This window comes from Nonomuraea bangladeshensis (assembly GCF_039529455.1).
Classification (GTDB): domain Bacteria; phylum Actinomycetota; class Actinomycetes; order Streptosporangiales; family Streptosporangiaceae; genus Nonomuraea; species Nonomuraea bangladeshensis.
In genome coordinates, this window is sequence record NZ_BAAAMV010000018.1 from 68,096 (window position 1) to 94,007 (window position 25,912).

Here is a 25,912-nt window from a genome sequence, read left to right on the forward strand (position 1 = left end):
CCGGCTCCTCAGCGGGGGCGCAGGTCGGGGAGGTTGACCACGACCGCCTCCTGGGTGCTGCGCGCGATGACGACCACGGCCTCGCGCTCGGGGTCGGGGTTCTCCTCGCGGTGCGGCACGTACGGCGGCACGAACACGTAGTCGCCGGGCCCGGTCTCCAGCCGCACCTCCTCGCCGTCGCGCAGGAACACGAAGGACGGCGTGCCGCTGACCACGTAGATCGCGGTCTCGGAGGCCCCGTGGTGGTGGTCGGCGGAGCGGGTGGCGGGCGCGACGTGCGTCTGGCCCATCCACAGCCGCTCGGAGCCGGCGTTCGCGCCGCTGACGGCGGCCAGCCGGCGCATGCCGGGGCTCTGCGCCGTCTCGTCCGAGAGCGCCGCTGCGGGCACGTGACGCAGCGGCCGGTGGAAGGGGTCGCCCTCGACCCGGTAGCCCTCCCAGAGGCGCCCTCCCGCCCGTTCGAGGACGCCGGAGGCGACGGCGGCCAGGCGGGCGGGGTCTTCGCGGGCGGCCAGCAGCCGTTCGGCCAGCTCGGGGTCGTGCGCGCGCAGCTCACGCAGCAGCCACTTGCCGCTGCCCTGCCAGCGCCGCCCGAACCCGAGCGCGAGCCGGGCGGTGTCCTGCACCACCTGCCAGGCGATGAACGCCCGCTCGCCGGGATCGCCCGCGCCCGCGAGGTCGTCCAGCAGGTCGGACAGCACGTAGCGGGCCCGCGCTGCCTCGCCGTCGCTCAGCCCGCCGGGCCCGGCCGCCAGGCGCTCGCCCAGCGCCGCCTGCAGGTCGCTGGCCCGGCCGCCGGTGCGGTCGGTCAGCACCGCGCCCTCGGCGCACATGCGCGCGAGGCTCGGCTGCCGCCGGTCGAAGTCGCGGTCGAGGTAGGCGCGCAGGCTCGTCTCGCTGTTGACGAACAGTTCCACCGGCCAGCCCCGCCAGCGCAGCGACTCGCGGTAGGGCGTGGGCAGGCCGTCGAGCACCACGACGACGTCGAGGTCGGAGGTGCTGGTGCGGCGCTCGGTGAGCACGCTGCCGCCGACGAAGGCGTACAGGGCGCCGGGGAACAGCTCCTCGACGAGCGCACGCGCGACACTGACCGGATCCATGCGGTCAGCCTAGATCGCGGGATGGGCCGCGTGCCGCCCGATTCCCCGTGATCGGGCGGAAAGCAGGGACGTGGACGCGGCGGTCCGGCCGGCGCGCCCTACCCGCAGGTCAGCGAACCTGCCCGCGGCGTCAGCTGAACTCGGCCAGCGTGCGCTCGGCCTCCTCCAGCCAGGAGCGGCGGGCGATCAGGGCCTCCTCGGCCTCCTTGACGTCCTTGGCGCGGCCGGCCGACTGCGCCTTGGACAGCCGCTTCTCCAACTGCTCGATCGAGGTGCGGAGCTGGTCGACCGTGCTCTGCGCGCGGGCCCTGGCCTCGGGGTTGGAGCGCTTCCACTCGGCGTCCTCGGCCTTGCGCACGGCCTCGTCCACGCGGCGCAGCCCGCCCTCCAGCCGGTCGCGCTGCTCGCGCGGCACCGGCCCCGCGGCCTCCCAGCGCTCCAGGAGGTGACGCAGCGCGGCGCGCGCCGTGCGGGCGTCCGTGACCGGCAGGATCTTCTCCGCCTCGGCCAGCAGCTCCTCCTTGACCTGCGCGTTGGCGGCCAGCGAGGCGTCGCGCTCGGCGAAGACCGCCGAGCGGGCCTGGAAGAACTGGTCCTGGGCGGCCTTGAAGCGGCCCCACAGCTCGTCCTCGGCCTCACGCGAGGCCCGGCCGGCGCTCTTCCACTGCTGCATCAGCTCGCGGTAGACCGCCGCCGTGGGGCCCCAGTCGGTGGAGCCGGCCAGCGCCTCGGCCTCGGCGACGATGCGCTCCTTGGTCGCGCGGATGCCCTCGCGCTGCTCGTCCAGGCCGGCGAAGTACTGCTTGCGCCGCTTGGCGAAGGCCGTACGGGCGGCCGAGAGCCGCTTCCACAGCGCGGCCTCGGTGACCCGGTCGATGCGGTCGGCGGCCTTCCACTCCTCGACGAGCTGGCGCAGCCGCTCGCCGCCGGACTTCCAGTGGGTGGTCTCGTCCGCGATGCGCTCGGCCTCGGCGACGATGCGCTCCTTGACCGTCCGCGCCTCGGCGCGCGCCTGCTCGCGGGCCGCCTTCACCTCCTCGCGACGCTGGGCGACCAGCTCGGTCAGGCCGTCGAGGCGCGCCGTCAGCGCCTGCAGGTCGCCGATGGCGTGGGCGTCGGCGACCGCCTCGCGCAGCTTGGCGATGCTGGCCTCGGCCTGGGCCGGAGCCAGGTCGGTGCCCCGCACCCGCTGCTCGAGCAGCTGAACCTGGCCCGCCAGCTCGTCGTACTTGCGATGGAAGTAGGCCAGTGCCTCTTCGGGTTCACCGGCCTGCCAGGAGCCGACGGCCCGTTCTCCCTCAGCCGTACGCACGTAGACGGTGCCGTCGTCGTCTACCCGGCCCCACGGGTCGGTGCTCACCGTGTCCTCCCGCACTCTCCATCAGACCCTTCGGGACTACTTCGTCCCTAGTTTGTATTACGTCAGCTCTTGCTGGCGATTGTCACGTCTTTGATTTCCATGGTTTCCTTCGGCGCCCCGGTCCCGTCGCCCATGTCGGCAATGACGCCTGCTTTGTTCACCTTGTCCAGGATGTCGAGACCCTTCGTGATCGTACCCACAGGCGTGTAATCGGGGGTGAGCTGGATGTCACCGAACACCAGGAAGAACTGGCTTCCCGTGGTGCCGGGCGCGCTGGTCTTGGCCATCGCCATGACGCCGCGCTTGTACTGGGCTCCTTCGAGGTTCTCCTCGGCCATCACGTAGCCGGGGCCGCCCGCGCCGTCCTGGCTCTTGCCGTCGGCCTTGGCGGTCGGGTCGCCGCACTGCAGCATGGGGAACTTCTCGCTGCCCAGCCGGTGGCACTTGCTGCCGTCGTAGTACTTCTTCTTCGCCAGGAACTCCAGCGAGTTGGTCGTGCAGGGGGCCTTGGCGTTGTCGAGCTCGACCACGACGTCGCCCAGGTTGGTCTTGAGCGTCATGGTCTTCTTGGCGGGAGTGGTCTTGACCTTCGCCGGCGGCATGCCGACGTCCTTGACCGTGCCGCCGGTGGTGTCCTTGACGTAGTCGCAGGTGCCCGTGGCCGCGTCGTACGGCTTGGGCCCTGTGCTCGCCGAGGCCGAGGCGGTCTCCGCCGCCGAGGCGCTCGGCGAGGCGGCCGCCTCCGTGCCCGTGTCGCCGCCGCCCAGGAGCGCGACCGCGGCCACGATTCCGCCGACCACGATCACCACGCCCACCGTCGAGCCGATGATCGCCGTGCGCTTGGCCTTCTGCTCGCGCTCGAGACGGCGCTGCATCTGCCGCTCGTAGTGCTCACGCGCCAGCTGCTTCTGCCGGTCCTTCCCCGTGGCCACCGCTTTGCCTCCCATAGTCAATCAACCAAGGTGGGCGAATCGTATCGGCCAATGGGTAATGATTCGCAGCCCGGCGACCCGCACCGGTACCCTTCGGTTACATTCCCATTGGCTTTTCGACGAGATCACCTGAGGCAGATGCTCATCGCCGGCTTCCCCGCAGGGGCCTTCCAGACCAACTGCTACGTCGTCGCGCCCGCGGCCGGCGAGGAGTGCGTGATCGTCGATCCGGGCCAGGACGCCGCGGAAGGCGTCGACGACCTGCTGCGCGAGCACCGGCTCAAGCCGGTCGCCGTGATCCTCACCCACGGCCACCTCGACCACGTCTGGTCGGTGGCCCCCGTCTGCGGCGCCCGCGACGTGCCGGCCTGGATCCACCCGGACGACCGCCACCTGCTCAGCGACCCCGGCGCCGGGTTCTCCCGCGAGAGCGCCGCGCTGTTCGGCGGCCTCACCTTCAGCGAGCCCGACGACGTGCGCGAGCTGACCGACGGCGCCGTGCTGGAGCTGGCCGGCCTGGAGCTGGTCGTCGACCACACCCCCGGCCATACCAGGGGGTCGGTGAGCTTCCGGCTGCCCTCGGACGACGTGATGTTCTCGGGCGACCTGCTGTTCGCCGGCTCCATCGGCCGCACCGATCTTCCCGGCGGCGACTATCCGACCATCCTGCGCAGCCTGGCTACCAAGTGTCTGCCGCTGCCGGACGATACGGTCGTCCTGCCGGGCCACGGACCACAGACCACGATCGGCCGCGAGCGCGCGACCAACCCCTACCTGAAGGAAGCAGCGCCGCACGCCGGTCCCACACGAGGGATCTAATGAGCTTCCAAGCACCAAAAGGCGTCAAGGAATACGTTCCGCCGCAGGCCTCGACGTTCTACGCGATCCGCGCCGCGTTCGCCGAGACGGCCAGGCGCGCGGGCTACTCCTACCTCGAGACCGCCGTCTTCGAGGACACCCAGCTCTTCGCCCGTGGCGTCGGCGAGTCCACCGACGTCGTGAGCAAGGAGATGTACACCTTCACCGACCGCGGCGGCCGCTCGCTCACGCTGCGCCCGGAGTTCACCGCCGGCGTGCTGCGCGCGGTCCTGGAGCACGGCCTGCACCGCGGCCAGCTCCCGGTCAAGGTGTGGACCGACGGCCCGGTCTTCCGCGCCGAGGCGCCCCAGGAGGGCCGCTACCGCCAGTTCTACCAGCTCGACCTGGAGGCCATCGGCAGCGAGGATCCCGCGGTCGACGCCGAGACGATCGCGCTGGCCTGGCAGTGGTACACCACGCTGGGGCTCACCCGGGTCCGCCTGCTGCTCAACTCGCTGGGCTGCCGCGAGTGCCGCCCGATCTACCGCGCCCGGCTGCAGGAGTTCCTGCGCGCGCTCGACCTCGACGAGGCCACCCGCGCCCGCATCGAGATCAACCCGTTGCGGGTGCTCGACGACAAGCGGCCCGAGGTGCAGGAGCAGCTCGCGGACGCGCCGCTCATCGGCGACCACCTGTGCGCCGGCTGCAAGTCCTACCACGACCGGGTCAAGCAGCTCCTGGCCGACCTCGGCATCCCGTGGGAGGACTCGCCGCGGCTGGTGCGCGGGCTCGACTACTACACGCGCACCACGTTCGAGTTCGACCACCCGCTGCTCGGCGCGCAGTCCGGCATCGGCGGCGGCGGCCGCTACGACGGCCTGTCCGAGGCCATCGGCGGGCCCGCGCTGCCCGGCATCGGCTTCGGGCTCGGCCTCGACCGCACCGTCATCGCCCTGGAGCGCGAGGGCGTCGAGCTCGCCACCCCCGCCCGCTGCGAGGTGTACGGTGTGGCGCTGGGCGACGAAGCGGCCCGTGCCATGTTCACCCTCGTGAACGACCTGCGCGCGGCCGGCGTCGCCGCCGACATGGCCTTCGGCGGCAAGGGGCTCAAGGGCGCGATGAAGGGAGCCGACCGTTCCGGCGCCCGTTTCGCACTGATCCTGGGCGAGCGTGACCTCGCGGCCCAGGCCGTGCAAGTGAAGGACCTGACCACAGCAGACCAGACCGAGGTGCCGCTGGCCCAGGTCGTGGACGTCTTGAAGGGGAAAGTGCAGTGATCCGCACGCATACGGCCGGGTCGCTCCGCGAGGAGCACACCGGGCAGAAGGTGACGCTCGCGGGCTGGGTGGCCCGCCGCCGCGACCATGGCGGCGTGGTCTTCATCGACCTGCGCGACGCCTCCGGCTCGGCGCAGGTGGTCTTCCGCGAGGAGGACCACGCCCACGACCTGCGCGCCGAATACTGCGTGAAGGTCGTCGGCGAGGTCCGCCTGCGCCCGGAGGGCAACGAGAACCCCGAGCTGCCCACCGGGAAGATCGAGGTCGTCGCCGACACCGTCGAGGTGCTGAGCGAGTCGGCGCCGCTGCCGTTCCCGATCGAGGGCAACGTGGGGGTGTCGGAGGAGGCGCGGCTGAAGTACCGCTACCTCGACGTACGCCGCCAGCAGGTGGCCCACGCCATGCGGGTGCGCTCCAAGGCCACCTACCTCGCCAACGAGGTCATGAACGAGCTCGGCTTCGTCTACGTCGAGACCCCGACCCTGACCCGCTCCACGCCCGAGGGCGCCCGCGACTTCCTCGTGCCCGTGCGCCTGCAGCCCGGCAACTGGTACGCCCTGCCGCAGTCGCCGCAGCTGTTCAAGCAGCTCCTGCAGGTGGCCGGCCTGGAGCGCTACTACCAGCTCGCCAAGTGCTACCGCGACGAGGACCTGCGCGCCGACCGCCAGCCGGAGTTCACCCAGATCGACGTCGAGATGTCCTTCGTCGACCAGGAGGACGTCATCCAGGTCGGTGAGACGCTGATCGCCCGCCTGTGGCGGGAGCTCGCCGGCTACGAGCTGCCGACGCCGCTGCCGCGCATGACGTACGCCGAGGCCATGGCCCGCTACGGCTCCGACAAGCCCGACCTGCGCTTCGGCCAGGAGCTGGTCGAGATGACCTCCTACTTCGCCGGCACCACCTTCCGCGTCTTCCAGGCCGACTACGTCGGCGCGGTCGTCATGCCGGGCGGCGCCTCGCAGACCCGCAAGGAGCTCGACGGCTGGCAGGAGTGGGCCCGCTCGCGCGGCGCCAAGGGCCTGGCCTACGTGCTGGTGCAGGAGGACGGCACGCTCGGCGGCCCGGTCGCCAAGAACCTGTCGGAGGAGGAGCTGTCCGGGCTGGCCGCCAAGGTCGGCGCCGCCCCCGGCGACGCGATCTTCTTCGCCGCGGGCGCCCGCAACGCCGCCCGCGACCTGCTCGGCGCGGCCCGGCTGGAGATCGGCCGCCGCTGCGGGCTCATCGACGAGTCGCAGTGGTCGTTCCTGTGGGTCGTGGACGCCCCCATGTTCGAGGAGGACGGCGAGGGCGGCTGGACGGCCGTGCACCACCCGTTCACCGGCCCCAAGCCCGAATGGGCCGACAACTTCCAGGACCACCCGGCCGAGGCGCTGGCCTACGCCTACGACATGGTCTGCAACGGCATGGAGATCGGCGGCGGCTCGATCCGTATCCACCGGGCCGAGATGCAGCAGCGCGTGTTCGACGTGCTCGGGATCTCCAAGGAGGAGGCCGAGAGCAAGTTCGGCTTCCTGCTGGAGGCGTTCAAGTACGGCCCGCCGCCGCACGGCGGCATCGCCTACGGCTGGGACCGCATCTGCATGCTGCTGGCCGGCGGCGAGTCGATCCGCGACGTCATCGCCTTCCCCAAGACGGCCTCGGGCTTCGACCCGCTGACCGGCGCGCCCACGCCCATCACGGCGGGGCAGCGCAAGGAGGCGGGCGTCGACGCCACGCCGCGCAAGGACTGATCCGGGCCCGGCATGAGAGAAGCCGGCGGGGCGGGCGCCCTGCCGGCTTCTTGCGCGCGCGGGTCAGGAGAACGTGATGCTCTTGATGATGACCGGCTTCTTGGGGGCGGTGGTGCCGCCGTCGCCCGTGATGTCGGCCTCGTTCACGATGAGGTCCGAGCCGTCCTTGGCCAGGCCGACCAGCATGTCCAGGCCCTCGCTGACCACGCCGACGGTGGAGAAGCCCCCGCCGAGCTGCGTGTTCTCGTCCGACAGCGAGAAGACGAACTGGCTGTTGTTCTGGCCCGCCGAGTCGCCCGGCTGGGACATGAAGACCACGCCCTTGGCCGGCGGGATCTCGACGTTCTCGTCGCCGTAGACGAAGCCCGCGGTGCCCTGGCCGTCGGTCGGGTTCTTGCCGTCGGCCTTGGCCTGCGGGTCGCCGCACTGCAGCAGGTGCACGCCGGAGACGTCCGTGGTGACCAGCCGGTGGCACTTCATGTTGTCGTAGAAGTGCTTCTTGTTGAGGAAGCTGAGCGCGTTGACCGTGCACGGGGCCGCCTCGGTCATCAGGTCGACGACGACCTTGCCGCGGTTGAAGTTGATCGTCATCTTCTTCAACTTCATGTTCGGCTTCTTGCCGGGCAGGCCCACGAACTTGTTCGGGACGGAGTCGTCACGCTTGTACGTGCACGTCACCGGCCCCGCCGCCGCGGTCGTCGTCGGCGCGATCGGCAGCGACGCCGAAGGCGATGCCGACGCCGACGCGGAGGCCGAGCTCTCCGCCGCGGCGGGGTCCGGCCCGTCGCCGCCTCTCAGCGTGGTCGCGGCGAAGATGCCGCCGGCCACCACCACCACAGCCACGCCCGCGCCGATGAAGGCGTTCCGCTTCGCCTTGGAGGAGCCCTCGGCCGCCGCGCGCTTCTCCTGCCGCTCCTTGTGCTCCCGCGCGAGGTCGCTCTTGCGGTCTTCGCCGCTCACCGCATGTCTCCTTCATCTTTGCCGACACATGACCAAACAACTCCGCGCATGCTACCGGCCCTCGGTATGTGCCGGATGTAAGTGGCAAAAGCCGTGACATGCGACGGATGGGGCGGCGAACCTTATCGTGCTCCCGAACGTAGTTGAAAAGAGCACAAAGGAGCCGTCATGTTCGACCAGATCCTGGGCCTGCCGGCCCACGCGCTCGTCATCCACTTCGCCGTCGTGCTGATGCCGCTGCTCGCCGCCGTGGCGGCGGTCTACGCGCTGGTGCCGCGGTGGCGCACGTACGTCGCCTGGGCCGCGATCCTGCTCTCCCTGGCCGGCCCCGCGTCCGTGTTCGCGGCCAAGGAGAGCGGCGAGCGGCTGAAGGAGGCCCGCTTCGCCACCGCGGAGGGTGAGCTCGGCCGGGCCATCGCCACGCACGAGAGCTTCGCCGGCCCGCTGCTGCTGTCGGCGTCGGGCCTGGCCGCCGTCACGCTGCTGCTGGTGCACGCCACCCGCCCGGCCCGCGACTCCGTCGGCCGCGACCGCTTCGGCCGCCCCGTCTCGCTGGTCCTGTCCGGGCTCACGGTCGTGCTGGCCGCCGTGGCGGGCTACTTCTGCTTCCTGGCAGGGGACTCGGGCGCGAGGGCTGTTTGGGGCCTGTAATCTCGCTTTGTGGACAGCCTGTTCGATTCGGCGGCCGAGGACGCCACCCCGCAGCCCCTGGCGGTGCGCATGCGCCCGCGCACGCTCGACGAGGTGATCGGCCAGCGCCACCTGCTCGGCTCCGGCACCCCGCTGCGCCGCCTGGTCGAGAGCGAGGCCCCCATGTCGCTGTTCCTGTGGGGGCCGCCCGGCACCGGCAAGACCACGCTCGCCTACGTCGTCTCCAACGTCACCCAGCGCCGCTTCGTGGAGATCTCCGCCGTCTCCGCCGGGGTCAAGGACGTCCGCGCGGCCATCGACAACGCCCGCCGCGAGCTGGGCATGACCGGCCGCCAGACCGTGCTGTTCGTGGACGAGGTCCACCGCTTCAACAAGGCCCAGCAGGACGCCCTGCTGCCCGCCGTGGAGAACCGCTGGGTCACCTTCATCGGCGCCACCACCGAGAACCCGTACTTCTCGGTCATCTCGCCGCTGCTGTCGCGCTCGCTCCTGCTCACCCTGGAATCGCTGTCCGACGACGACATTCGCGCCGTCCTGGAGCGGGCGGTGGCCGAGCCGCGCGGGCTCGGCGGGCGCCACCGGCTCGCCCCCGAGGCGCTGGAGCACCTCGTACGGCTCGCGGGCGGCGACGCGAGGCGCTCGCTCACCTACCTGGAGGCGGCCGCGCTGCTGGCCGAGGACATCACCGTCGAGGTCGTCGAGAAGGCCGTCGACAAGGCCGCGGTGCGCTACGACCGGCAGGGCGACCAGCACTACGACGTGATCAGCGCCTTCATCAAGTCGATGCGCGGCTCCGACGCCGACGCCGCGCTCCACTACCTCGCCCGGATGATCGAGGCCGGCGAGGACCCCCGCTTCATCGCCCGCCGCATCGTCATCTTCGCCAGCGAGGACGTCGGCATGGCCGACCCCACCTGCCTGCAGACCGCCGTGGCCGCCGCGCAGGCCGTCCAGCTCATCGGCCTGCCCGAGGGGCAGATCAATCTGGCGCACGCGGTCATCCACTGCGCGCTGGCTCCCAAGTCCAACGCGGTCGTCAAGGCCATCGGGGCCGCGATCGGCGACGTGCGCAAGGGGCTGATCGGCCAGGTGCCCGGCCATCTGCGCGACGCCCACTACGGCGGAGCGGCCAAGCTCGGTCACGGCGAGGGCTACAAATACCCGCACGACTTCGACCACGGGCTCGTCCGCCAGGACTACGCGCCCGAGCAGGTGCGCGAGCGCCGCTACTACGAGCCCACCCGGCACGGCGCCGAGGCTCCGGTCGCCGAGCGCTGGGCCAAGATCCGCGAGTTCCTGCGCGGTGGCCCCCTCACGCCTCGCGGTCCTCACTGATGTTGTCAGCGGGACGCGATAGGGTCGTGCCGTTCCTGCCCAGCACACAAGGGAGATGAGCGGATGCTAACCGCCGGAGAGGTCGCCGGTCTGATCGCCGCCACCGGCTGGGTCGTCCTGGTCTGCGTGCTGGCCATGGTGCTCGTCAAGCTCGCCCGGCTGCTCAAGGAGACCACCAAGGCGGTCACCGAGCTCAACAACCGCCTCACGCCGCTGCTCGACGACGTCAGCCTCACCGTCAACGAGACCAACAGGCAGCTCATGGCCGTCGAGGCCATCGCCAAGGACGTCAAGCAGGTCAGCGGCCACGCCGCCCGGCTGAGCGCGGTCACCGACACCATGTTCACCGGCCCGCTGATCAAGGTGTCCTCACTGGGCTACGGCGTGCGCCGGGCCATCGAGGCCCGCCGGCCGGTCCGGCGCGGCCGGCCGGTCAACGGCGCCCGGCCGGGGCGGGTCAAATGATCCGCAGGCTGTTCTACCTGTCGCTCGGCGCGTTCCTCGCCTTCTGGGTGATGCGCCGGCTGCAGGCGCTGCACCCCGACCACGTCGCCCGCCGCACGGCCGCCGGGGCGGCGGGCATGCTCCAGCGGGTGAGAGACTTTACCTCGGACGCGCTCGGCGAGGCCGCGGTGCGCGAAACCGAGTTGCGGGCACGCCTCGGGCTCGACCAGGCTGAAGACACCCCCCGCTGACACCGACCGCTGACAATTCGTTCGATACGACACGACGACTAACGCAAAGGATGGCCACCATGGAGTCGGCAGAGATCGCGCGCCGCTTCCTGCGCTTCTTCGAGGAGCGTGGGCACAAGATAGTGCCCTCGGCCAGCCTGATCGCAGAGGACCCCACGCTTCTCCTGGTTCCGGCCGGTATGGCGCCGTTCAAGCCGTACTTCCTGGGGCAGCGCAAGCCTCCGGCGTCCCGGCTGGCCACCGCCCAGAAGTGCGTCCGCACGCCCGACATCGAAGAGGTCGGCAAGACCACCAGGCACGCGACGTTCTTCCAGATGCTCGGCAACTTCTCCTTCGGCGACTACTTCAAGGCCGAGGTGATCCCGTTCGCCTGGGAGCTGCTGACCCGCTCCGAGTCCGACGGCGGCTTCGGCTTCCCCGAGGACAAGCTGTGGGCGACGGTCTACCTCGAGGACGACGAGGCGTACGACATCTGGCGCAACAAGGTCGGCCTGCCCGAGCACCGCATCCAGCGCCGCGGCCTGGAGGACAACTACTGGCACATGGGCGTCCCCGGCCCCGGCGGCCCCTGCTCGGAGATCTACTACGACCGCGGCGCCGAGTACGGCAAGGAGGGCGGCCCCGTCGCCGACGAGGACCGCTACCTCGAGGTCTGGAACCTCGTCTTCATGCAGTACCAGCTGAGCGCGGTCCGCACCAAGGTCGACTTCGACATCGCGGGCGAGCTGCCGACCAAGAACATCGACACCGGCATGGGCCTGGAGCGCATGGCGGCGATCCTGCAGGGCGTCGACAACATCTACGAGATCGACACCACCTACAAGATCCTCGACAAGGCGGCCGAGCTCACCAAGACCCGCTACGGCCGTGACCGCCGCTCCGACGTGAGCCTGCGGGTGGTCGCCGACCACGTGCGCACCGGCACCATGCTGGTCGCCGACGGCGTCCTGCCCGGCAACGAGGGCCGCGGCTACGTCCTGCGCCGCATCCTGCGCCGCTCCGTGCGCAACCTGCGCCTGCTCGGCTCCGGCGACGAGCGCTACATGCACGAGCTCACCGACGTCGCGATCAACGTCATGGGCGAGCAGTACCCCGAGCTCAAGGTCGACGCGCCGCAGATCCACGCGGTCATCGACGCCGAGGAGGCGAGCTTCCTCGGCACGCTCCGCACCGGCACCGCGATCTTCGACGTGGCCGTCGAGGAGACCAAGCGCAAGTCCGGCAGCACGCTGTCCGGCCAGCAGGCGTTCCAGCTCCACGACACCTACGGCTTCCCGATCGACCTCACCCTGGAGATGGCGGCCGAGCAGGGGCTCAAGGTCGACGAGGAGGGCTTCCGCCGGCTCATGAAGGAGCAGCGGCAGCGGGCCAAGGCCGACGCCGCGGCGAAGAAGACCGGCAACGCCGACATCTCGGTGTTCGGCCAGATGCTGGAGGCGGCGGGCAAGGTCGAGTTCCTCGGCTACGACCACACCGAGGCCGACACCAGCGTCGTCGGCATCCTGATCGACGGCGCGTCCGTCCCGGCGGCGGGCGCGGGCAGCACGGTCGAGGTCGTGCTCGCGCGCACCCCGTTCTACGCCGAGGGCGGCGGCCAACTCGCCGACCAGGGCGTCATCCGCACCGGCGGCGCCGAGGTCGAGATCACCGACGTGCAGCAGCCGCTCTCCGGGCTCATCGTCCACCGTGGCAAGGTCCGCAGCGGCGAGCTCAAGGTCGGCGACGAGGCGCAGGCGGAGATCGACCTCGAACGCCGCCGCGCGATCTCGCGCAGCCACAGCGCCACCCACCTCGTCCACCGCGGTTTCAAGAACGCGCTCGGCGAGACGGCGGCGCAGGCCGGCTCGGAGAACTCGCCCGGCCGCTTCCGCTTCGACTTCACCGCGGCCGGCGCCGTGCCGCCGAGCGTGCTGCGCGACGTCGAGGACGAGGTCAACGCCGTGCTCATCAACGACCTCAAGGTCAACGCCTTCTACACCTCCCAGGCGGAGGCGCGGGCGATGGGCGCGCTCGCCATGTTCGGCGAGAAATACGGCGACGAGGTCCGCGTGGTCGAGATCGGCGACTACTCGCGCGAGCTGTGCGGCGGCACCCACGTCCACAGCTCCGGGCAGCTCGGCCTGGTCAAGGTGCTCGGCGAGCAGTCGGTCGGCGCGGGCGTGCGACGGGTCGAGGCGCTGGTCGGCATCGACGCCTTCCGTTTCCTGGCCCGCGAGAGCGTGCTGGTGCACCAGCTCAGCGAGCAGCTCAAGGCGCGCCGCGAGGAGCTGCCCGAGCGCATCGACGGCATCGTCACCCGGCTGCGCACGGCCGAGAAGGAGCTGGAGCGGCTGCGTTCGGCGCAGGTGCTCGCGGTGGCGGGCGAGCTGGTGGCGCAGGCCCGTGACCAGCGCGGCGTCTCCGTCGTGACACACCGCGCGCCTGATGGCACGGGCTCGGATGATCTGCGTAAGCTCGCGCTTGATGTGCGTGGCAGGTTCCCGTCCGACAGGCCGGCGGTCGTCGTGATCGCCGGTGTCCCCTCCGACCGGCCTGTGGTGGTTGCCGCGGTCAACGAGGCGGGGCGCGAGCGGGGGCTCAAGGCCGGGCAGCTGGTCGGCGTCGCCGCCAAGGCGCTTGGGGGTGGCGGTGGCGGCAAGGACGATGTCGCGCAGGGCGGTGGCACGCGACCGGAGGCGATCGGCGAGGCGTTGCGCCTGGTCGATGAGGCCATCGCGGGTCAGCTCGGCTGACGCTGAGATGAGGTTCGGTTCACGGATCGGCGTGGACGTCGGCTCCGTGCGGGTCGGCGTGGCCCGCAGCGATCCTTCGGGGATGCTGGCCACGCCGGTCGAGACCGTCCGGCGTGGCAAGGGCGACCTCGACCGCATCGCGGCGATCGTCGCCGAGCACGAGGCGATCGAGGTCGTCGTGGGGCTGCCCCGGTCGCTGTCCGGGCGCGAGGGGCAGGCGGCGGAGCTGGCCCGCGCCTACGCCGAGCGGCTCGCCGCCCGGCTCGCGCCGACGCCCGTCCGGTTGTTCGACGAGCGGCTGACCACGGTCGCCGCCCAGCACGGCCTGCGGGCCAGCGGCGTCAAGGCCAAGAAGCAGCGGGGCGTCGTCGACCAGGCGGCGGCCGTCGTGCTGCTGCAGGACGCGCTCGACTCCGAACGCGCCACCGACAGACCACCAGGCAGGCCCGTCGAACCGCCCGCGGCGGCCGACGGACCTGCCCAATGAGCCGGGGGCGCACGGGGCGGGGGAGCGCGGCGGGCGCCGGGGCGGTGACGCCGTGAACGAGACACCGGACGGCCGCCTGCCCGAGGAGCAGGACGACAGCGGTGACCTCATCCCGTTCGATTCCGAGGATGAGGTCGTGGGAGATGACGGCCTCAGGCCGGCCACCGACGACGCGACGGACGCCGCATCTTCGAAAACGGCCCCCATCGACGAGCCGACGGAGGAGCCGCACGACGGCCAGGCCGGGGCGGCCGGCGACGGACCGGTCGGCGTGGCGGGTGACGGGTCGGATCGTGATGGGCCGGTCGGGGCGGCCGGTGACGGCTCGGATCGTGATGGGCCGGTCGGGGGCGCCGGTGACGGGTCGGGTCGTCATGGGCCGGTCGGGGTGGCTTCGGCTGCTCGGCGTGGCGGCGTGAGTGGGCCTGCCCACGCGACGGGAGAGGCCGCCGGCGCATCCGGAAGCCAGGGTGATGCCGCGGCGCCCGCCGACCTGAGCGAGGGCTCTGCCTCCACCGGACAGACCTCCACGGGACAGGCCTCCCGCGGGCTGGGCGATGGCGCGGCCGATGGACCAGCGCTCGGGGGCGCGGGTGCGAGGCCGGAATCAGCCGAGGTGAGCGAGGGTCCCGCGGCTGAGGGCCGGGGTGTGGACCTCGGGTCCGCCGGCCACGAGAGCGCGGGGGCTGTGTCCGCCGGCCACGAGAGCGCGGGGGCTGTGTCCGGCGACCAGGGTGGCGGGGCGGCGGCTGAAGCCGGGAAGAGCGGGCGGCGGAGGGCCGCGCGGAAGGCGGGGCTGGTGGCCGCCGGGCTGGCGGTGGCGTTGATCGCGGCTGGTGTCGGCGTCATCGTGGTGGTCAAGCCTTATCTCAGCCCCGCCGACTTCGAGGGCAGGGGCGAGGGCTCGGTGACGGTCCGCATCCCGCCCGGCTCCAGCGCCCAGGCGATCGGCGTGGCCCTGGCCGACGCCGGGGTGGTGGCGAGCGCGGGGTCGTTCGTACGCGCGACCGAGGACCGCGCGGTGACCGGACGGCTGCGTCCCGGCACCTACCGCCTGCGCAAGGGCATGGCCGCGACGGCGGCGCTGGACCTGCTGCTCGACGCCGGCTCACGGGTCGTCAAGCGGGTGACCGTGCCGGAGGGCATGCGGGTGAGCGAGGTGCTGGCCCGCCTGGCCAAGCAGACGGGCCTGTCGCTCCGCGAGTTCCTGGCGGTGGACAAGGGGCTGGTCGGCCTGCCGTCGTACGCGCCCGGCCTGGAGGGATTCCTGTTCCCGGCCACGTACGAGATCGAGCCCGGCGACACCCCCGTGGACGTGCTGGCGGCGATGGTGGAGCGTTTCGGCGCCGAGGCGCGCCGGCTCCGCCTGGCCGAGCAGGCCGCCCGTGTGCACCTGACGCCGCTGGAGGCGGTCACGGTGGCCAGCATGATCCAGGCCGAGGGCGGCACCGACGCCGACTACCCCAAGATCGCTAGAGTGATCTACAACCGGCTCCAGCGGGGCACCCCGCTGGAGATCGACAGCACCGTCCTGTACGCGCAGAAGCGGCGGACGCTGAGAGTGACCGAGAAGGACACCAAGGTCGACTCTCCGTACAACACCTACCGTCGCAAGGGGCTGCCTCCCGGCCCCATCGCCAATCCCGGCGCCAAGGCGCTGGTGGCGGCTCTGAACCCGGCGGACGGCGATTGGCACTGGTTTGTGACGACAGATCCGGCGCATAGAATCACCAAATTCACCAACAAAGAGAGCGAGTTCGTGAGATACCGGGAAGAGTTGAACAAGAACCTCGGGACGAGCTGATGTTCGACGTGGCTTCCTGCGCTCCCGCGCAAATGTCGCAGAAGGGGACGCATGTCCTCTTTCCGTCCTCTAGCATGGCTACCCAGAGTGATCTCCGCTGGTCGTGGGAACATGATCGGCGGGCCCCCCAGTTCCGCTCGGTGAGCTGTGCCGGTTGGGCACTTCCGCTTGACGCCTGGCCGGCCGTACCGGGAGATTGGCCTGCGAACCTATGAGCGATCTCGATCTGAACACGCTGCTCGGCGCCGAGGACGACGAAGGTCAGTCCCGACGGCGCGCCCGGGGCGGCCGCGGCAACCGGAGACGCCGCCGCCGTCGTAACCGGGGTGGATTCATCGCGCCGCTGCTCGCCTTCGTCGTGCTGGCCGGCATCATCGGTGGCGGCGGCTACTACGGCTACCTCTGGCTCAGCGACGCTCTCGTGCCCGACGACTACACCGGTCAGGGCACCGGAGAGGTCGTCATCGAGATCCAGGACGGCCAGAGCGCGTCGGAGGTGGCGCAGGAGCTGGAGAAGCAGGGGGTCGTCGCCAGCGCCAGGGCGTTCACCAACGCGATCGGCAACGCCAACAAGAGCGGCTCGCTGCAGCCCGGCACGTACAAGATGCGCAAGAAGATGTCGGCCGCCGCCGCTGTCGACGCGCTCACGCCCACCAACAAGCTGCTGGTCAGGGTGCCGCTCAAGGAGGGTCTGCGGCTGTCGGACACGCTGGCCACGCTGGCCAAGGAGACCGGCAAGCCGGTCAAGGAGTTCCAGGCCGCGGCCAAGCAGGCCGACGACCTGGAGCTGCCGTCGTACGCCAGGGGCAAGCTGGAGGGCTACGCCTTCCCCGCCACCTACGAGTTCCAGCCCACGGCCACGCCGAAGCAGATGCTCGCGCAGATGGTCAAGCGGTTCAACCAGACCGCCGAGCGCATCGACCTCGAAGGCGGCGCCAAGGCCCTCGGCCGCAAGCCGCACGAGATCATGGTCATCGCCAGCATCATCCAGGCCGAGGCCGGCCGCGCCGAGGACATGCCGAAGATCGCCCGCGTCATCTACAACCGCCTCGGCCAGAATCCGCCGATGAAGCTGTCGATGGACAGCACGGTGATGTACGCGCTCGGCAAGTACCGCACCTACGCGACCCACGCCGAGCTGGAGACCAACTCCCCGTACAACACCTACAAGCACCTGGGGCTGCCGCCGGGCCCGATCTCCAACCCCGGCGACCACGCCATCGAGGCCGCGCTCAACCCCGCCAAGGGCTCGTGGCTGTTCTTCGTGGCCACCGACCCCAAGAGCTCGGTCACCAAGTTCGCCACCACCGAGACCGAGCGGCAGGCGCTGCTCGCCGAGTGCACCGCGAACGGCGGCTGCGGCGGCTGACCCGCCCTCCCGCCCGCCGACCCCGCCCACCTGCGACGACGAATCGCAGGTGGGCGGCGTCGTACGAGGAGCGGCGCGGCCCGCGATAGGGTCGTGCTGTTCGTCAGGGGAAGGAGCCGCGGATGCGCGCCGCCGTCATGGGGTCGCCCATCGCCCATTCGCTCTCGCCGTTCCTGCACCGCGCCGCCTACCGCGAGATGGGGCTGGCCGGATGGAGCTATGAGGCGTTCGAGTGCGACGAGGCCCGCCTGCCGGAGCTGCTGGGCGAGCTGACCCCGGTGCGCGGGCAGGGCCGCGCCGATGAGGGCGCCGACGAGGGCGCCTGGGCCGGGCTGTCGCTCACGATGCCGCTCAAGCGGGCCGTGCTGCCGCTGCTCGACACCGTCTCAGAGCTGGCCGTCGAGGTCGGCGGGGCCAACACGGTGGTGTTCCGTGACGGGCGCCGCCACGGCGACAACACCGACGTGTACGGCATCGTGCGGGCGCTGGCCGAGGCCGGCGTCCACGCTCCGCGCTCGGCCGTCGTGCTGGGCGGCGGCGCGACGGCGGCCTCCACGCTCGTGGCGCTGCGCGACCTCGGCCTGCACGCCGCCACCCTCCTGGTCCGCGAGCCGGCCCGCGCGGCCGGGACCGCCGAGGTGGCCGAGCGGCTGGGCATGGCGCTGGCCGTGGAGACGCTCGACAAGCTCGACGTGTTCACCGGGGCCGACCTGGTCGTCTCGACGCTGCCTGGCGGCGCGGCCGACGTCTTCGCCGACCGGCTGGCCCGGGTGCCCGCGCTGTTCGACGTGGTCTACTCGCCCTGGCCGACCAGGGCGGCCGCGGCCGTCGCGGCGGCGGGCGGCACGGTCGTGGGCGGCTTCGCGATGCTGCTGCACCAGGCGGTGCGGCAGGTCGAGCTGATGACCGGGCGCGCGGACGTGCCGGTGGAGGCCATGCGCGCGGCCGGCGAGGCCGAGATCCGCAGACGGGCCGCCACGGCCCCGGCCTGACGGCCCGAGGTGCCCCGGTCCGACGGCCGAAATCCTTCGGCCTGGCGGCTGGAGGCAGCCCTGGCCTGACGGGCGGAAGGGGTCGTCGGCCTGACGGCCGGGATTCTGGTGAGCCGGCGGGAAGATTCGAGCGTCCCTGGCTGTTGTGGTAATGTAGCTCTCTGATCGGTCCGGCATGTTTGCTGGACGCGCAAGCGGAGGTCTCCCTCCCACCTGAGTCACCGAAAGGTGGCCGGGTCCAGGATCACGCCGGACTACTCCGGGGAGCTCGAGGCCACGAAAGCCAAAGAGCTCAGTGGCCCCGCATGCGCGACGTGCGGGGTTTTTCGCGTTAGGGGTAATGCGAAGGGCCTTGGGCACGACGAGCACGTAGGGATCGCAAACCTAGGAGGCCCCATCAGCACTGAGCCCCGCATCAACGAGCGTATCCGAGTTCCCGAGGTTCGCCTCGTGGGCCCGAACGGCGAGCAGGTTGGCATCGTCTCGATTCACGACGCCCTGAAGCTCGCCCAGGAAGCCGACCTTGACCTCGTCGAGGTCGCGGCCACGGCTCGACCGCCCGTGTGCAAGCTCATGGACTACGGCAAGTTCAAGTACGAGTCCGCGATGAAGGCGCGCGAGGCGCGCAAGAATCAGGCGCACACGATCATCAAGGAGATCAAGCTCCGGCCGAAGATCGACCCGCACGACTACGAGACCAAGAAGGGTCACGTGGTGCGGTTCCTCAAGGCGGGGGACAAGGTCAAAGTCACGATCATGTTCCGCGGACGCGAGCAGTCCCGGCCGGAGCTCGGCTTCCGGCTGCTGCAGCGGCTGGCCGACGACGTCCAGGAGCTCGGCTTCGTGGAGTCCCACGCCAAGCAGGACGGCCGCAACATGATCATGGTGATCGGTCCGCACAAGAAGAAGGCCGAGGCCAAGGCCGAGAAGGCGGCGGCCAAGGCACAGCGTGACGGCGAGGACGATTCCCCACAGGAAGCGTGACCTCCGGTAGGGGTTAGCCTTACAGAGCGCCCCGCGCCAGCCGCCGGCAGACGAAAGACGCCGCGACCGGGTCGGCCGACCACCGGCCCGGCTACCGGCACGACCGAAACGAGGAGAGACGGCGACATGCCGAAGATGAAGACGCACAGTGGTGCGAAGAAGCGGTTCCGGTTGACCGGTTCCGGCAAGATCAAGCGTCGCCGTGCCAACCGCGCGCACTACAACGAGTGGAAGTCGTCCACGCTGACGCGCCGTCTCAAGAACGAGGTCGTCCTTTCCGACGCCGACACCAAGAAGATCAAGAAGCTGCTCGGCAAGTAGCGCGATTCCCCGGGGAGAAGAAACATGGCACGCGTGAAGCGGGCGCTCAACGCCAAGAAGAAGCGCAGGGTCGTCCTTGAGAGGGCCAGCGGCTACCGTGGCCAGCGGTCGAGGCTGTACCGCAAGGCCAAGGAGCAGATGCTCCACTCGATGACCTATGCCTACCGTGACCGCAAGGACCGCAAGGGCGCTTTCCGCCGCCTGTGGATCCAGCGGATCAACGCCGCGGCTAGGCAGAACGGCATGACGTACAACCGCCTGATCCAGGGTCTGCGCCTGGCCGGCATCGAGGTTGACCGTAAGATCCTCGCCGACCTGGCGGTGAACGACGGCCAGACTTTCGCGACGCTCGTCGAGGCCGCCAAGAAGGCGCTGCCGGCGAACGTGAACGCGCCGGCCGCGAGCTGAACATTTTGTGACGAGGGCCCACCGTTGACGGTGGGCCCTTTGCTGTACCCGCACGAATGCTGCACGTGCACGATTGCTGCAGTGCACGAATGGGGTGCGCGCGCGAGACGACGCCGTACCTGTACGACCCAGGGGGAGACGCATGGCCGGGTCCGAGCTGACCAACGTGAAGTCGCCGCGGGTGAAGGCCGCGCGCCGGCTCACCAAGCGCGCCTTCCGTGATCAGGACCGCAAGTTCCTGGCCGAGGGCCCCCAGGCGGTGCGCGAGGCGCTGCGGCTGGCGGACGTCACCCTGGAGCTGTTCACCACGGCCGAGGCCGAGCTGCGCCACGCCGAGCTGATCACCGAGGCCACGCTCCAGGGCGTGCCGGTGCACCGGGCGAGCGGCGAGGTCATGGCCGAGCTCACCCAGACCGTCACCCCGCAGGGCCTGGTCGCGGTCTGCCGGCTCGTGCACGTGCCGCTGGAGCGGGCGCTGGAGGGCACGCCGCGGCTGGTCGCGGTGCTGGCCCACGTACGCGACCCGGGCAACGCCGGGACCGTCATGCGGGCGGCCGACGCCGCGGGGGCGGACGCGGTGGTGTTCACCGACGCCTCCGTGGACCCGTACAACGGCAAGTGCGTACGCGCCAGCGCCGGAAGCCTTTTTCATCTGCCCGTCGTCATCGGTGCACCGGTGAGTCCCTCCGTGCGTCAACTCAAGGAGCGAGGCTTGCGCGTACTGGCGGCCGACGGCGCGGGCAAGCACACGCTCGACGACGTCGATCTGTCGGGTCCCACCGCGTGGATCTTCGGCAACGAGGCCTGGGGACTGCCGGAGGAGATACGCGCCGAAGCGGATGATGTGGTCAGAGTGCCCATCTACGGACAGGCTGAAAGTCTCAACCTGGCCACCGCCGCGGCGGTATGCCTTTACTCCTCCGCCAGGGCTCAGCGAGTGCCCTAGGCGGCCGGAAACCCGCTATTGTCGGCGTTGTAGGCGGAGGAGGCGAGGTCGTGCACGGCGCAGAAACCGACGGGCAAGTAGTGGCCGCCGCGTGCACGATAGCCATCGACGACCTTCCCGACGGCCTCATCGTGGCCGACCGATATGGCAGGGTGCTGGCCGTCAACCGCGCCGCCGCGAGGCTCACCGGCGTCCGCATGGAGCGCGCGGTCGGCTGCCACATGAACGACGTGTTCCCCTTCCGCGACCACGACGGGCGCGACTGGTGGAAGGCGCTCGACCCCGAGGGCGGGCTGCGCAGCCGCGTCCGGGTGCCGGAGCGGCCGCTGCACCTGCCCGGCGGGCAGGAGCTCTACGTCACCGCCCGGCTGGTCCGCGAGCCGGAGCGCGGCGGCGAGGTCGAGCGCGTCGCGATCACGCTGCGCGACGGCGGCGCCCGCGCCCGGCTGGAGCGCAGCCGCGCCGACCTGGTCTCGACCGTCGCCCACGAGCTGCGCTCGCCGCTGACCAGCGTCAAGGGGTTCACCGCGACCCTGCTGGCCAAGTGGAGCCGCTTCACAGAAGAGCAGAAGCTCGTCATGCTGGAGACGGTCAACAACGACGCCGACCGCGTCACCAGGCTCATCACCGAGCTGCTCGACGTCTCCCGCATCGAGTCCGGGCGGCTGGAGGTGCGCCGCCAGGTCGTCGACCTGCCGGCCCGCGCCCGCCGGATCATCGCCGGGCGGGTCGCCGCGGGCGAGCCCGAGGACCGGTTCCGGCTCGTCGTTCACGACGACCTGCCGGAGACGTGGCTCGACCAGGACAAAGTTGACCAGATTCTGAGTAACCTGGTGGAAAACGCGCTGCGCCATGGCCGCGGCACCGTGACAATGGAGATCGAGTCCGTCGGATGGGGAGTTGCCGTGTCGGTCCGCGATGAGGGCGAGGGCATCGAGCCCGAGCTGGCCCCGCGCGTCTTCCGGCAGTTCTGGCGCGGCGGCAACAGCCGCCGTCGAGGCGGCACCGGGCTCGGCCTGTTCATCGTGAAGGGCCTGGTCGAGGCGCACGGCGGCACGATCGTCGTGCAGCGGGCGCCCGAGGGCGGGGCGGAGTTCCGATTTACCGTGCCCACCGGCACCCCCGATTTCGCGACGTCCGCCTGACAGGCCCGGCAAGCGGGATTCGGGGCCGGTGGGCCGACCCCACTAGACTCTTTTCCGCTCAAGCCCTGGATACGGAGCTCACTCTTGTCTGACTACGACCCCGTCGAGGTGACACCGTTGCATGCCGACGAGGTGTCGCGCATGGAGGCCGACGCCATCGCGGCGATCAAGGCGGCCGACAGCCTCGACGCACTCAAGCAGGCCAGGCTGGCGCACGCGGGCGACCGCTCGCCCATCGCCCTGGCCAACCGCGAGATCGGCGCGCTGCCGCCGGCCGCCCGCGCCGAGGCGGGCAAGCGCGTCGGCGGCGCGCGCAGAACGATCAACGAGGCGCTGGCCGCGCGCCAGGCCGAGCTGGAGGCCGAGCGCGACGCGCGGGTGCTCGTCGAGGAGACCGTCGACGTCACCCTGCCGTGGGACCGCCGGCCGCGCGGCGCCCGCCACCCGCTCACCACGCTGCAGGAGCGCATCGCCGACGCGTTCGTCGCCATGGGCTACGAGGTGGCCGAGGGGCCCGAGCTCGAAGGCGAGTGGTTCAACTTCGACGCGCTCAACATCGCCCAGGACCACCCGGCCCGCTCCGAGCACGACACGTTCTTCGTCGGCTCGACCGGCTCCGGCATGGTGCTGCGCACGCAGACCTCGCCGGTGCAGATCCGCGCGCTGCTCCAGCGCGAGCTGCCGGTCTACGTCATCTCGCCGGGCAAGACGTTCCGCACCGACGAGCTCGACGCCACCCACACCCCGGTCTTCCACCAGACCGAGGGCCTGGCCGTGGACGAGGGCCTGACCATGGCCCACCTCAAGGGCACGCTCGACCGGTTCGCCGAGGTCATGTTCGGCAAGGGCATCACCACCCGGTTCCGGCCCAACTACTTCCCGTTCACCGAGCCGTCCGCCGAGATGGACCTCAAGTGCTTCGTCTGCCGCGGCGCCTCGGCGGTCCCCGGCAACCCGCCCTGCCGCACCTGCAAGTCGGAGGGCTGGATCGAGTGGGGCGGCTGCGGCATGGTCAACCCGCGGGTGCTGGTCGCCTGCGGCGTCGACCCCTCGCGTTACTCCGGGTTCGCCTTCGGCATGGGCATCGAGCGGACCCTGATGTTCCGGCACAACGCCGAGGACATGCGTGACATGGTCGAAGGAGACGTGCGCTTCACGCTCCCGTTCGGAATGGAGATCTGATGAAGGTCCCGCTCTCCTGGCTGCGGGAGTATGTCGATCTCCCGGCGGTCACCGCGCACGAGGTGGCCGACAAGCTCACCGCGGCCGGGCTCAAGCTCGAGGCCATCACCTCCCACGGCCACGACGTCAAGAACGTCGTCGTCGGCGAGGTGCTGGAGATCGAGGAGCTGACCGGGTTCAAGAAGCCGATCAGGCACTGCCGGGTCGAGGTGGGGGAGGCGACGCCGCGCGAGATCGTCTGCGGCGCCACCAACTTCGCCGCCGGCGACCGCGTGCCCGTCGTCCTGCCCGGCGGCGTGCTGCCCGGCGGGTTCGAGGTCGGGGCGCGCAAGACGTACGGGCGCATGTCCGAGGGCATGATCTGCTCCGAGCGCGAGCTCGGGCTGAGCGACGAGCACGGCGGCATCATGGTGCTGCCGCCCGACACGCCGGTCGGCGCCGACGTGGTCGAGCTGCTCGGCCTGCGCGACGACGTGATCGAGCTGGAGATCACCCCCGACATCGGCTACGCGCTGTCCATCCGCGGCGTGGCGCGCGAGGCGGCCACCGCGTTCGGGGTGGCCTTCCACGACCCCGCCGACGTCGAGGTGCCCGCCACGGACGAGCCGTCGTGGCCGGCCTCGATCGCCGACCCGACCGCCTGCGACCGGTTCGTGCTGCGCGAGGTGACCGGGTTCGACCCGGCCGCCGCGAGCCCGCTGTGGATGCGCACCCGGCTGTCGCGCGCCGGCATGCGGCCGGTGTCGCTGGCCGTCGACGTCACCAACTACCTGATGCTGGAGCTCGGGCAGCCGCTGCACGCCTTCGACCGGGGCAAGCTGCAGGGCGAGATCGTCGTACGCCGGGCCCTGCCGGGCGAGCGGCTGGAGACCCTCGACCACGTCGTACGCGAGCTCGACCCCGACGACATCCTCATCACCGACCAGTCCGGGCCGATCTCGATGGCGGGCACCATGGGCGGGCTGGAGACGGAGATCTCCGAGGGCTCGACCGACATCGTCATCGAGGCCGCCCACTTCTCCGCCACCGGCATCTCCCGCGAGTCGCGGCGGCACGGGCTCGTGTCGGAGGCGTCCAAGCGGTTCGAGCGCGGCGTCGACAGGGAGCTGCCGCTGGTCGCGTCCTGGAAGGCCGTACGCATGCTGGCCGAGCTGGGCGGCGCCCAGGTCGGGCCCGGGGTCACGCACGCCGAGGTCGAGGTCACGCCCGCGCGGATCGCGATCCCCGCGAGCTACCCGGGCCGGGTGGCCGGCGTCCCCTACTCCAAGGACACCGTGATCGCCCGGCTGCGGCAGGTCGGCTGCACCATGGCCGACGGCGACGACCCCGCGGTGCGCAAGGGCGGCGTCGCCCCGACCGGGGTCGTGACCGGCGGCGCGCTGGCGGCCAGGCTGGCCGTCACCGGCGACGACATGATCACCGTCACCCCGCCGTCCTGGCGGCCCGACCTCACCGACCCCAACGACCTGGCCGAAGAGGTCATCCGGCTGGAGGGCTACGAGAGCCTGCCGTCGGTGCTGCCCAGCGCCCCCGCCGGGGCCGGGCTCACCGAGGGGCAGCGGCTGCGCCGCCGGGCCGGGCGGGCGCTGGCCGAGGGCGGCTACGTCGAGGTGCTGAGCTACCCGTTCATCAGCCCCGACGACTTCGACCGGCTGCTGCTGCCGGCCGACGACGCGCGGCGCGCGGCCATGCGGCTGGCCAACCCGCTGTCGGAGGACGAGCCGCTCATGCGCACCACGCTGCTGCCGGGGCTGCTGAAGACCCTGGTACGCAACGTCGGGCGCGGCTTCGCCGACGTGGCGCTGTTCGAGACGGGGCCGGTCTACCGGCTGCGGCCCGGCGCGCCCGAGACCGCGCCGGTGCTCGGCGTCGAGCGGCGGCCCACGCCCGAGGAGCTGGCCTCGATCGAGGCGGCGCTGCCCGACCAGCCGGTGCGGGTCGCCGTGGTGCTGACCGGGGAGTTCGAACGCTCCGGCTGGTGGGGCAAGGGACGCCAGGCGTCCTGGGCCGACGCCGTGCAGGCCGCGCGGCTGATCGCCGGGGAGGCCCGGCTGGAGCTGTCCATCAGCGCCGACCAGCACGAGCCGTGGCACCCCGGCCGGTGCGCCGCGCTCTACGTGGGCGACACGCTGGTGGGGCACGCCGGTGAGCTGCATCCGCGGGTCATCGAGGCGTACGGGCTGCCGCCGCGCACCGCGGCCATGGAGCTGGAGCTGACGCGGCTGGAGCAGGCCATGCCGGGGCCGGTGCAGACGCCTGCGGTGTCGGCCTACCCGGTGGCCACGCAGGACGTCGCGCTGATCGTGCCCGACTTCACGCCGGTGGCCGACGTCGAGGCGGCGCTACGCGACGGGGCAGGGGAGCTGCTGGAGTCGATCCGGCTGTTCGACGTCTACGCCGGGGAGCAGGTGGGCGAGGGCAACAAGTCGCTCGCCTACACGATGCGCTTCCGGGCGCCGGACCGTACGCTGACGGTCGAGGAGACGACGGCGGCCAGGGACGCCGCGGTGGCGCTGGCCGCCGACCGCGTCGGCGCCCAGCTCCGCAGCTCCTGACCCTGGCTGGTTGAAGGGCCGGCCCCGGCTTTCGCCGGGCCGGCCCTTTCACATGCGGTCGACCTCGCCGAGGTCCACGTCGAGGTCGAAGGGAACGGTGAGCTTCAGCCGGTCGTGATGCAGGCCGGTCAGGGCGTAGAGGCCGGTCG

At 71.4% G+C, this 25,912-nt stretch carries 23 protein-coding genes; 19 read left to right on the forward strand and 4 right to left on the reverse strand.

All coding sequences use genetic code 11. The features are described from left to right. Positions 1-8: 8 nt before the first annotated feature. From ABD292_RS44050 to ABD292_RS44060, 3 genes are all read right to left on the reverse strand, one after another. Complete coding sequence (locus ABD292_RS44050) at positions 9-1,100, reverse strand: cupin domain-containing protein (protein WP_344218486.1); 1,092 nt, start codon at positions 1,098-1,100, stop codon at positions 9-11. A gap of 130 nt (positions 1,101-1,230) precedes the next feature. After that, positions 1,231-2,460: a DUF349 domain-containing protein gene (locus tag ABD292_RS44055; protein ID WP_344218488.1), complete on the reverse strand. Its 1,230-nt coding sequence runs from the start codon at positions 2,458-2,460 to the stop codon at positions 1,231-1,233. Between the two features lie 62 nt (positions 2,461-2,522). Further along, the gene (locus ABD292_RS44060; RefSeq protein WP_344218490.1) at positions 2,523-3,392 is read right to left on the reverse strand and encodes a peptidylprolyl isomerase; all 870 of its coding nucleotides are present in this window, start codon (positions 3,390-3,392) and stop codon (positions 2,523-2,525) included. A gap of 138 nt (positions 3,393-3,530) precedes the next feature. On the opposite strand from ABD292_RS44060, the gene ABD292_RS44065 reads away from it, so the two are divergent. The 3 genes from ABD292_RS44065 to aspS are packed head-to-tail and all read left to right on the forward strand — an operon-like array spanning position 3,531 to position 7,197. Further along, on the forward strand, positions 3,531-4,211 hold the full coding sequence (locus ABD292_RS44065; protein WP_344218492.1) for an MBL fold metallo-hydrolase: 681 nt from the start codon (positions 3,531-3,533) through the stop codon (positions 4,209-4,211). Beyond that, on the forward strand, positions 4,211-5,467 hold the full coding sequence (gene hisS, locus ABD292_RS44070; RefSeq protein WP_344218494.1) for a histidine--tRNA ligase: 1,257 nt from the start codon (positions 4,211-4,213) through the stop codon (positions 5,465-5,467). The genes ABD292_RS44065 and hisS overlap by 1 nt, the downstream gene beginning before the upstream one ends. Continuing rightward, positions 5,464-7,197, forward strand: a complete 1,734-nt coding sequence (gene aspS, locus ABD292_RS44075; protein ID WP_344218496.1) for an aspartate--tRNA ligase — start codon at positions 5,464-5,466, stop codon at positions 7,195-7,197. The genes hisS and aspS overlap by 4 nt, the downstream gene beginning before the upstream one ends. 63 nt (positions 7,198-7,260) lie before the next feature. On the opposite strand, the gene ABD292_RS44080 is transcribed toward aspS, so the two are convergent. After that, on the reverse strand, positions 7,261-8,157 hold the full coding sequence (locus ABD292_RS44080) for a peptidylprolyl isomerase (RefSeq protein WP_344218498.1): 897 nt from the start codon (positions 8,155-8,157) through the stop codon (positions 7,261-7,263). Positions 8,158-8,325: 168 nt separating this feature from the next. On the opposite strand from ABD292_RS44080, the gene ABD292_RS44085 reads away from it, so the two are divergent. The 16 genes from ABD292_RS44085 (at position 8,326) to ABD292_RS44160 (ending at position 25,763) form a co-directional block, all read left to right on the forward strand. After that, positions 8,326-8,808 carry a hypothetical protein gene (locus tag ABD292_RS44085; protein ID WP_344218500.1) on the forward strand — a complete coding sequence of 161 codons (483 nt, stop codon included), beginning with the start codon at positions 8,326-8,328 and terminating at the stop codon, positions 8,806-8,808. A gap of 69 nt (positions 8,809-8,877) precedes the next feature. Further along, positions 8,878-10,143 carry a replication-associated recombination protein A gene (locus ABD292_RS44090; protein ID WP_344218604.1) on the forward strand — a complete coding sequence of 422 codons (1,266 nt, stop codon included), beginning with the start codon at positions 8,878-8,880 and terminating at the stop codon, positions 10,141-10,143. Positions 10,144-10,206: 63 nt separating this feature from the next. After that, positions 10,207-10,608, forward strand: coding sequence for a DUF948 domain-containing protein (locus ABD292_RS44095; protein WP_344218502.1), 402 nt, complete (start codon positions 10,207-10,209; stop codon positions 10,606-10,608). Further along, on the forward strand, positions 10,605-10,838 hold the full coding sequence (locus tag ABD292_RS44100; RefSeq protein ID WP_344218504.1) for a hypothetical protein: 234 nt from the start codon (positions 10,605-10,607) through the stop codon (positions 10,836-10,838). Before ABD292_RS44095 ends, ABD292_RS44100 begins: the two co-directional genes overlap by 4 nt. A gap of 59 nt (positions 10,839-10,897) precedes the next feature. Beyond that, positions 10,898-13,570 carry an alanine--tRNA ligase gene (alaS, locus tag ABD292_RS44105; protein WP_344218506.1) on the forward strand — a complete coding sequence of 891 codons (2,673 nt, stop codon included), beginning with the start codon at positions 10,898-10,900 and terminating at the stop codon, positions 13,568-13,570. 7 nt (positions 13,571-13,577) lie between these two features. Next, positions 13,578-14,057 (forward strand): Holliday junction resolvase RuvX, encoded by a 480-nt coding sequence (gene ruvX, locus ABD292_RS44110; RefSeq protein ID WP_329574879.1) that lies wholly within the window; start codon positions 13,578-13,580, stop codon positions 14,055-14,057. A gap of 649 nt (positions 14,058-14,706) precedes the next feature. Beyond that, positions 14,707-15,861, forward strand: a complete 1,155-nt coding sequence (mltG, locus tag ABD292_RS44115) for an endolytic transglycosylase MltG (RefSeq protein ID WP_344218508.1) — start codon at positions 14,707-14,709, stop codon at positions 15,859-15,861. A gap of 211 nt (positions 15,862-16,072) precedes the next feature. Further along, positions 16,073-17,230, forward strand: coding sequence for an endolytic transglycosylase MltG (gene mltG / locus ABD292_RS44120; RefSeq protein ID WP_344218510.1), 1,158 nt, complete (start codon positions 16,073-16,075; stop codon positions 17,228-17,230). 122 nt (positions 17,231-17,352) lie between these two features. Then, positions 17,353-18,222, forward strand: a complete 870-nt coding sequence (locus ABD292_RS44125) for a shikimate dehydrogenase (protein ID WP_344218512.1) — start codon at positions 17,353-17,355, stop codon at positions 18,220-18,222. A gap of 414 nt (positions 18,223-18,636) precedes the next feature. Beyond that, positions 18,637-19,206, forward strand: coding sequence for a translation initiation factor IF-3 (gene infC, locus ABD292_RS44130; protein ID WP_329592416.1), 570 nt, complete (start codon positions 18,637-18,639; stop codon positions 19,204-19,206). A 126-nt stretch (positions 19,207-19,332) separates the two neighbouring features. Beyond that, positions 19,333-19,527 carry a 50S ribosomal protein L35 gene (gene rpmI / locus ABD292_RS44135; RefSeq protein ID WP_344218514.1) on the forward strand — a complete coding sequence of 65 codons (195 nt, stop codon included), beginning with the start codon at positions 19,333-19,335 and terminating at the stop codon, positions 19,525-19,527. A 24-nt stretch (positions 19,528-19,551) separates the two neighbouring features. Continuing rightward, a complete protein-coding gene (rplT, locus tag ABD292_RS44140; RefSeq protein WP_020547116.1) occupies positions 19,552-19,935 on the forward strand; it encodes a 50S ribosomal protein L20 in 384 nt (127 codons plus the stop codon). Between the two features lie 142 nt (positions 19,936-20,077). Next, positions 20,078-20,881 carry a TrmH family RNA methyltransferase gene (locus ABD292_RS44145; protein WP_020547115.1) on the forward strand — a complete coding sequence of 268 codons (804 nt, stop codon included), beginning with the start codon at positions 20,078-20,080 and terminating at the stop codon, positions 20,879-20,881. 50 nt (positions 20,882-20,931) lie between these two features. Further along, positions 20,932-22,026, forward strand: a complete 1,095-nt coding sequence (locus ABD292_RS44150) for a sensor histidine kinase (protein ID WP_344218517.1) — start codon at positions 20,932-20,934, stop codon at positions 22,024-22,026. 141 nt (positions 22,027-22,167) lie between these two features. Continuing rightward, the gene (gene pheS, locus ABD292_RS44155; protein WP_344218608.1) at positions 22,168-23,208 is read left to right on the forward strand and encodes a phenylalanine--tRNA ligase subunit alpha; all 1,041 of its coding nucleotides are present in this window, start codon (positions 22,168-22,170) and stop codon (positions 23,206-23,208) included. Next, positions 23,208-25,763: a phenylalanine--tRNA ligase subunit beta gene (locus tag ABD292_RS44160; protein WP_344218519.1), complete on the forward strand. Its 2,556-nt coding sequence runs from the start codon at positions 23,208-23,210 to the stop codon at positions 25,761-25,763. Before pheS ends, ABD292_RS44160 begins: the two co-directional genes overlap by 1 nt. Positions 25,764-25,912: the final 149 nt, after the last annotated feature.